We start from the raw sequence: 7,854 nt of genomic DNA on the forward strand, positions 1-7,854 counted from the left end.
GGTCGCGGCCATGCCGAGGAACAGGCGGCGGGAGGGGTGGGGGAGAGGGGGGACGGCCATGTGTTCTCCAGGGTGCGAGTGGGGTGCGAGCGGCCCATCGTTCTCACAGAAGTTCGATATCCCGAACGGGGTTCGGTAAGTCGATCAGAAGGTAGAGATGGGGCGCGTGCGCGTCAATCACACGGTCGTGCTTGGCCGGTTCTCGTCGTTCACGTAGGTGTCCGCTACGAGCCCCCTGTGTGGATCAGCAGTTCCGTCCGCGCCCGGGCCGCCGCCCCGACCGCCACCGCGTCACCGCCCAGCCGGGCCGGCAGCACCCGCACCGGGTGCCCGCTCACCGGCGGCTCCAGCGCCAGCGTCTCCCGCACGGCCGCCCCGACCAGCTCCCACGAACGGCTGACACCCCCGCCGATCACACACGTCGTGACATCCAGCAGCCCCGCCGTGATCAGCAGCGCACGGGCCACCCCCCGGCCCGCCTCCCGGTACACGGCGAGCGCGTCCGGGTCGCCGCCGAGGGCCGCTCCGGAGACCTCACGGGCGGTACGGTCCACACCCGTCCGCTCCCGGTACCGCGCCGCGATCGACCGCCCCGACGCCAGCGTCTCCAGATGCCCCCGCCCACCGCACGTGCACGGCAGCTCGCCGAACCCCGGCACATGACCGATCTCGCCGGCCGCCCCACGCGGCCCGTCGTAAAGGGCGCCATTCAGCCACAGTGCGCCACCCACCCCGGTGCCGAGCGTCATCGCGAGCACGTTCTCCTCACCCGCGACGGCTCCCTTCGCGACCTCCCCGCGCAGAAACGCGTTGACGTCGTTGTCGAGGAACGCCGGTACACCCAGGGCCTGTTGGACAGTCGCCGTCACCTCGAACCCGGCCCAGTCGCGGAAGGAGTCGCTCGCCACGAGGATCCGCCCGGTCCGTACATCCACGAGCCCGGCCGCGCCGACCCCGACCCCGAGCAAGCTGGCGGGCGTACGGTCCAGCAGCAGCCGTAGCGCGGACAGCGCGGTGCCGACCATCGCGGCCCCGCCCTCGCTCGCCGGGGTCGGCACCTCCACCCGGTCCAGGACGTCGAGTTGTTCCGTGCACAGCACGACCTGAGTGGTGGTCCCGCCGATGTCGACACCGGCGATCACCTGGTGAGCCTCGCTCACGCGCCGGCCTCCGTCCCCGACGCCACCCGGCGTTCTCTGCGCTCCCGTTGGAGCACCGGATCGGGCACGGGCACGGCGGCGATGAGCCGGCGCGTGTACGCGGTCTCCGGGTGCAGCAAGGTGCTCATGGTCGCCCCCTGCTCCTCGACCCGCCCACCCCGCATCACGACAACCCGCCCCGCGAACCGCTGCACCACGGCCAGGTCGTGCGACACGAAGAGACACGCGAACCCGAGTTCCCTCTGCAGCTCGGCGATCACCTCCAGCACGGTCTGCTGCACACTCACGTCCAGCGCGCTCGTGGGTTCGTCCGCGACCAGCAGTCGGGGTTCGAGCACCAGCGCCCGGGCGAGACTCACCCGCTGCCGCTGCCCACCGGACAGCTCACGCGGCCCACGCCGCGCCAACTCCCTTGGCAGCCGCACCAGTTCGAGCACCTCGGCAACCCGTTCCCGCCGCTCGACGGCCCCCATGCCACGTCGGTGCACCCGCAACGGCTCGGCCACACACTCCGCGACACTCATCCGCGCGTCCAGCGAGGCCACCGGATCCTGCAGCACCACACCGACCCCGGCCAGCAGGGCCCGCCGCGCCCGCCCCCGCGCCCTGCGCAGATCGGCCCCGAAGAGCGACACGTCCCCGGACTCTGGCGCCACCAGTCCAAGTGCCACGCGTGCCGCAGTCGACTTCCCCGACCCGGACTCACCGACGAGCCCCACGGTCTCCCCGGCCCGCACGGTCAGCGACACGTCGTCCAGCGCCCGCACGGCACGCGGCCCCCGCCCGAACCGCACACCCACACCCCGGAGTTCGACGACGGGCGCCCCCTCGCTCTGTCGGCGTACGTCACCCGCCGGCTCACTCACGGCCAGCCGGGGCACGGCCGCCAACAGCTTCCGCGTGTACTCGTGCGTGGGCCGCAGCAGCACGTCCTCCACCGCCCCCGTCTCCACGATCTCCCCCTCCAGCATCACGGCGACCCGGTCGGCGAAATCGGCGACGACCCCCATGTTGTGCGTGACCAGCAGCACGCCCGTCCCCGAGTCGACGGCCAACGCCCGCAGCAGATCGAGGATTTCGGCCTGCACGGTGACATCGAGCGCGGTGGTCGGCTCGTCCGCGACGAGCAGCCCGGGCGAGTTGGCGATGGCCATGGCGATGACAACTCGCTGCCGCTGCCCACCAGACAACTGAAACGGAAACGCGGAAGCCCGCCGCTCGGGATCGGGAATACCGACCCTGCGCAACAACGCGACGGCCTCGGCAGCCGCCTCCCGCCGCGACACGTCCCGATGGTTCCGCACAACTTCCGCTATCTGCCTGCCGATTCGGGTCAGCGGATCGAGCGCGGTGGCAGGCTCCTGGAACACCATCGAGGCGATACGCCCACGCAGCCGCGACAGCTCGCCCTCACCGGCGCCGACCACATCCGTACCGCCGACCGAAACACCCCCGGACGCACGGGCGTTGCCCGGCAACAGCCCGAGGGCGGCGAGCGCCACGGTCGACTTCCCGGACCCCGACTCACCCACCAGGGCCAGCGTCTCGCCGGGCGCGACCCGCAACGAAACCCTGCGCACGGCAGGCACGTCACCGCTCTCCGTGGCGAAGGTGACGCCCAGATTCTCCATCTCCAGGATGTTGTTCATCCGCGTCCCTTTACGTCGAAGGCGTCCCGCAGTCCGTCACCGATCGCGTTGAACGCGCACACGACGAGGATGATCGCGAGCCCCGGTGGCACGATCAGCCACCAGCGTCCCGAGTAGGCGGCCGTCAGCCCGGCCGAGAGCATGCCGCCCCAGTCGGTCGCCGGCGGCTGAACTCCCAGCCCCAGATAGGACACATAGGCGACGAGCAGGATCGCGTCGGCGACCTGGAAGGTGGCCGCGACGACGATCGTCGACACCGAGTTGGGCAGGATGTGCCGGGCGATGGCCCGCCCGTGGGTACCGCCGATGGCCCGCAGGGTCAGCACATAGTCGCGCCGCTTCAGGGTCAGCGTCTCCGCCCGCACGAGCCGCGAGGGCACGAGCCAGGACACCAGCCCCAGAATGAGAATCAGCCCCGGCACGCCGGGCGTGGTGATGGCGGACACGACCAGCAGGATGAACAGCGCGGGGATCGCGATCCCGGCATCCACGATCCGCATCATGACGGCGTCGACCCACCCACCGGCATACCCGGCGACCGACCCCCAGAGTGTCCCGATGACGGTGGCAAGCACCCCGGCGGCAAGCCCGACGAGCAACGACACCTTCCCGCCGTACATGAGCCGCCCCAGCTCGTCATGCCCGACGGCATCGGTACCGAGCCAATGGGAGCCGCTGGGCGAGAGGTTGACCTGAGTCAGGTCGGTATGGATCTGGTCGGTGGAGTAGAGAAGCGGTCCCACGAAGCAGAGGAAGAAAAAGAGGCCGACGACTACGAGTCCGGCAACAGCAAGCTTGTTGCGAGCGAAGCGAGCAATCAGGGGCGCGGGGCTGTGTCGATTTGCGGCTCCGCCGCGGGGCGCGCCCAGCCCCCACCGGCCCGCACTTTGAAAACTCATGTCCGAGCCGCCTTCACTCGGGGATCCACAACCCGCTGAACGACATCGGCGAGCAGCGTCCCCACCACAGTCGCCACAGAGATCACCAACACACACCCCAACAGCACCGGATAGTCCGACGACTGAGCCGCACTCCAGAACAACAGCCCCATCCCGGGGTAGTTGAAGAGCTGCTCGACAACCAGCGCACCCCCGAACAGCACCGGCACGTAGTACCCGAGCATCGCGATCACCGGAGTCAACGAGTTCCGGAACACATGCCTGAAGAGAATCGCCCGCTGCCGAGAACCCCCCGCCCGGGCCGTCCGGACGTAGTCCTCGGACAGGTTCTCCAAGGTCGCCGCCCGCATGTACCGACTGAACACGGCGACCATGGAGGCAGCCCCGGTCACCACGGGCAGCACCAACGCGACGGGATCCGCGAAGACTTGAGCGACCGTGTCCCCCTGCGGAGCCTGCGAAGGAAACCACCGCAGCACTTGCGTGAAGACCATCACCAGCACGAGTCCCAGGAAATACACGGGAGTCGAGTACGCCACGAAGCTCAACGTGGTGATGACGTAGTCGGCCGGCTTGTTCCGCCGCACCGCCTGCCACATGCCCAGCGGAAGGGCGAGCAGCAGCCCCACGACCGCCGACAGCACGGTCAACACCAGTGTCTTCGGCAGCCGTTGCTCGATGAGCTGGGACACCGCCTCGTTGAGGGTGTACGACGTGCCGAGGTCCCCGTGCAGCAACTGCCGCAGGTAGTACAGGTATTGGACGGGCAGTGGCCGGTCGAGCCCCTGGTCGTGGTTGAAGAGCGTGATCTGCTGGGGCGTGGCCTGCGGCCCGAGGATCCCGCGTGCGGGACCCCCGGGCAGCGCGTGCAGCAGACCGAAGACCACGACCGTCACGATGAGGATGACGACCAGCGCCTGGGCGATCCGCCGGGTCAGATACAGGAGGGTGTCCATGCCTCAGCTGGTCCACTTCCACTGCGCAGGGTGGAAGTTGGCGAGCGGGTCCTGCGAGAAGCCGCCGAGGCCGTTCTTGACGACGGAGATCTGGTAGTCGGGCTCCGGCAGCCAGATCACCGGCAGATCCTTGGCGAGGGCCGCGCTGTACTCCTGGACCGCCTGGGTCGAACTCGACGTCGTGGACGCGGAGATGAGCTTGTCGACGTCGGCGTTGGAGTAGTTGCCGAAGTTCGCGCCGCCCTTGGTCTGGAAGAGCGAGTCACCGGTCGGGAAGGCCGGGAAGTACCAGCTGCCCGCCGTACCGAAGTAGGACAGCTGCCACTTGCAGATCGACTGCGAGGCGGTGCACTGCGGGGTCTGCGACAGCACGGAGTTGACCGGCGCGGTCTTGATGGAGAACTTGATGCCGGTCTTCGCGAGCGAGGACTGGATCGCGCTCATCATGTTGTCGGTCACCGTCGAACCGGACTGCGACAGCACCTGCATCTGGAACTTCGTCCCCTTGGCGACCCCCGCACCGCACTGGGCGGCGCCGGTACCGGGGCCGGTGCAGGTCATGACCCCACCCTGCTCGCTCCAACCATGGCTGCTGAGCAGGGACTTGGCGGCGGACGTCGAGAACGGATACGGGTCGCTCTTCTGCGTGGCCGACAGGAACGACGAGGTCTGCGCCTGCGGTACCGGCCCGTACCCGGGCACGGCCGTCCCGTTGAAGATGACCTTCGCCAGGCTGCTCTGGTCGATCGACCGCTGCACGGCCTGCCGGGCATAGAGCTGCTTGAACACGGCACCCATGGAAGGGTTGTTGAAGTTGTACGGCATGTAGGTGATCGCCCAGCCCGACCACGGCTTCACGGTGTAACCCTGCGCGGTGAAGCTGTCCTTCTGGTCGAGGTCGGTGGCCTCGATGTAGCCGTAGTCGACGCTCCCCGAGCGCAGCGCGTTCTTCTCCGCGTCCGCCGTAGTGAAGGGGAGGAGGTTCACGGTGGGGATGCCGGCCTTCTCACCGCCGTCGTACTTCGGGTTGGCGGCCAGGACGACCTTGCCGGCCGTGGAGAAGGACTTCACGGTGTACGGGCCGCTGACCGTCTTCCACAGGGCGTTCGTGGCATAGCCGTTGATGTTCTTCGCCGCGCTGTTGAGGTACGTCCAGTCCTTCTTGGCGTCCCCGGCCTTGTCCCACACGTGCTGGGGGAGCGGGGTGATGGAACTCAGCTCGTTGGCCAGCATCCACTGCGGGTTGTAGGCCTTGTCGAAGGTGATCGTGAAGTGGTGCGCGTCCACCGTCTTGAAGGACGTCCAGTTGTCCGGCGCCTTGCCCGGGTTGTAGCCCGCCCACTGCGCCTTGTTCGCCTTGATGAGGTCGAACCAGAACTTCACGTCGTTGGAGGTGATCGGCTTCCCGTCGCTCCACTGCCGCGCGCCGAGAGTGATCGTGACGCTCTTGTTGTCGGCCGCGAAGTCCGCCGCGGTCGCCACCGAGCCCTTCTTGTTCCAGCCCATGGTCCCGGTCGAGCCGTCGTAGGCGATCAGCGGCTCCCACAGGGCGTTCGCGATGGAGATGTTGTTGGTGTTGAGGTGGGCCGCGGTGCCGATCGGGAGGATCCAGTTCGGGGTGAAGTTCGCGGGCAGCGCGTAGTTGATCGAGTCGTGCGACCCGGAGGACGACGTACCGCTCGACCCGGAACAGCCCGCGAGCAGCAGCGAGGCCGTGGTCAGGGAGGCACCGGCGAGGAGTCTCTTGTGGACAGGGGACATGGTTCTCCTCGGAAAAAGAGGGGCGGAGGCGGGAGTGAGGACAGTCAACGACCCCTGTGGTCGAAGAAACAGGCGTGCCGCTGTAAAAAGCCTGTTACTGCCGTTCTGGAAAAAGCGCACAGGGCATGTGGGTGACTTACGCTCGTCGCCTCGATCGCCGATCCGGAAGTAACTTCCTTCATGCCTGAAAAAAGTGCGCATCGCCGGAAGGGCACCTCGGGCGTCTCCTCACTGGCCGAGCACGTCCTCGAACTCCTCGCCTCCGGGCAGGCCGCCACCCGCACCGACCTGGCCGAACTGCTCGGCGCCGCGCCCTCGACGATCTCCCTGGCGGTGGGCCAGCTGGTGTCCCTGGGCCTGGTCGCCGAGCACGGCACGCGCTCCTCCACCGGCGGCAGGCCGCGCAAGGTGCTGCGGCTGGGCGGCAGCGACGGCTTCGCGGTCGCGGCCGAACTGGGCGGCAAGCACGCGCACGTGGGCGTCGTCCTGCCCGGCGGCGGGCTCACCGACGTGTCGACGGTGCCCTTCCCCACGGCGGACGGTCCCGAGGCGGCGCTGCCGGGTCTCGCCGACACCCTCCAGGGCCTCGCCGAGCGACGCGGCCGGGAGCTGCTGCGCGGGGTCGGACTCTCGCTGCCGGGCCCGGTCGACATCGCGGGCGGTGTCGTGACCCTCCCGTCCCGGATGCCCGGCTGGAACCGGTTCCCGGTCCGGGCCTGGCTGGAGGACCGGTTCGGCGTCCCGGCGGCCATCGAGAACGACGCCAACTGCATGGCGGTCGGCGAGCACACCGTGCAGCCCGCCGAACGCCGTCAGTCGATCATGGTCAAGACGGGCACGGCGATCGGCGCCGGCGTCATCGCCGACGGCCGCCTCTACCGCGGCGGCACCGGCGCGGCGGGCGAGATCACCCACGTCCGCGTCGAGGCCGCCCACGACATCCCCTGCTCCTGCGGCAACACCGGCTGCCTGGAGACCGTCGCCTCGGGCGCGGCCCTCGTCCGCATCCTGCGCGGCCACGGCCTGGACGTGACGACCACGGAGGATGTCGTACGCCTCGCCACCGACTCCCACCCCGAGGCGACCCGAGCCGTCCGCCAGGCCGGCCGCTACCTCGGCCAAGTCCTCGCGGCCAACGTCAACTTCTTCAACCCGGACGCCGTGTATCTGGGCGGCATCCTCTCCACCCTGGAACCCTTCGTCGCGGCGGTCCGCAGCCAACTCTACGAAGGCTGCCACCCGTTGGTGACGGAACACCTGGTGATCGACCGCGCCAGCCTGGGCGCGGACGCGGGCTTGGTGGGTGCAGGCCAGTTCGCGTTGCAACGGGCGTTGACGCAGGCATTGCAAACGGTCACGGACAAGACGCGGTGACTGGTCTTTTTTCAGGGGCGCGGGGAACTGCGCGACCAGCCACGACGAACCCGCA

General features: G+C 69.0%; 6 protein-coding genes. 1 reads left to right on the forward strand and 5 read right to left on the reverse strand.

The features are described from left to right. Positions 1–224: 224 nt before the first annotated feature. The 5 genes from JHN45_RS48350 to JHN45_RS48370 are packed head-to-tail and all read right to left on the reverse strand — an operon-like array spanning position 225 to position 6,425. The gene (locus tag JHN45_RS48350; RefSeq protein ID WP_201055816.1) at positions 225–1,160 is read right to left on the reverse strand and encodes an ROK family protein; all 936 of its coding nucleotides are present in this window, start codon (positions 1,158–1,160) and stop codon (positions 225–227) included. Further along, positions 1,157–2,809 carry an ABC transporter ATP-binding protein gene (locus JHN45_RS48355; protein ID WP_201055817.1) on the reverse strand — a complete coding sequence of 551 codons (1,653 nt, stop codon included), beginning with the start codon at positions 2,807–2,809 and terminating at the stop codon, positions 1,157–1,159. The genes JHN45_RS48350 and JHN45_RS48355 overlap by 4 nt, the downstream gene beginning before the upstream one ends. Continuing rightward, complete coding sequence (locus JHN45_RS48360; protein WP_374195689.1) at positions 2,806–3,708, reverse strand: ABC transporter permease; 903 nt, start codon at positions 3,706–3,708, stop codon at positions 2,806–2,808. The genes JHN45_RS48355 and JHN45_RS48360 overlap by 4 nt, the downstream gene beginning before the upstream one ends. Beyond that, a complete protein-coding gene (locus JHN45_RS48365; RefSeq protein WP_200716889.1) occupies positions 3,705–4,664 on the reverse strand; it encodes an ABC transporter permease in 960 nt (319 codons plus the stop codon). Before JHN45_RS48365 ends, JHN45_RS48360 begins: the two co-directional genes overlap by 4 nt. A gap of 3 nt (positions 4,665–4,667) precedes the next feature. Next, positions 4,668–6,425 (reverse strand): peptide ABC transporter substrate-binding protein, encoded by a 1,758-nt coding sequence (locus JHN45_RS48370; RefSeq protein ID WP_201055818.1) that lies wholly within the window; start codon positions 6,423–6,425, stop codon positions 4,668–4,670. 180 nt (positions 6,426–6,605) lie between these two features. Between JHN45_RS48370 and JHN45_RS48375 the strand changes: the two genes are divergently transcribed. Continuing rightward, a complete protein-coding gene (locus tag JHN45_RS48375) occupies positions 6,606–7,799 on the forward strand; it encodes an ROK family transcriptional regulator (RefSeq protein WP_201055819.1) in 1,194 nt (397 codons plus the stop codon). Positions 7,800–7,854 lie beyond the last annotated feature (55 nt).

The sequence above is a fragment of the Streptomyces sp. MBT53 genome, assembly GCF_016654115.1.
Lineage (GTDB): Bacteria > Actinomycetota > Actinomycetes > Streptomycetales > Streptomycetaceae > Streptomyces.

Coding starts and splice junctions, on each gene's coding strand:
- JHN45_RS48355 (WP_201055817.1), bottom strand. CDS start 2,809: ATGAACAACATCCTGGAGATGGAGAATCTGGGCGTCACCTTCGCCACG.
- JHN45_RS48360 (WP_374195689.1), bottom strand. CDS start 3,708: ATGAGTTTTCAAAGTGCGGGCCGGTGGGGGCTGGGCGCGCCCCGCGGC.
- JHN45_RS48365 (WP_200716889.1), bottom strand. CDS start 4,664: ATGGACACCCTCCTGTATCTGACCCGGCGGATCGCCCAGGCGCTGGTC.
- JHN45_RS48370 (WP_201055818.1), bottom strand. CDS start 6,425: ATGTCCCCTGTCCACAAGAGACTCCTCGCCGGTGCCTCCCTGACCACG.
- JHN45_RS48375 (WP_201055819.1), top strand. CDS start 6,606: ATGCCTGAAAAAAGTGCGCATCGCCGGAAGGGCACCTCGGGCGTCTCC.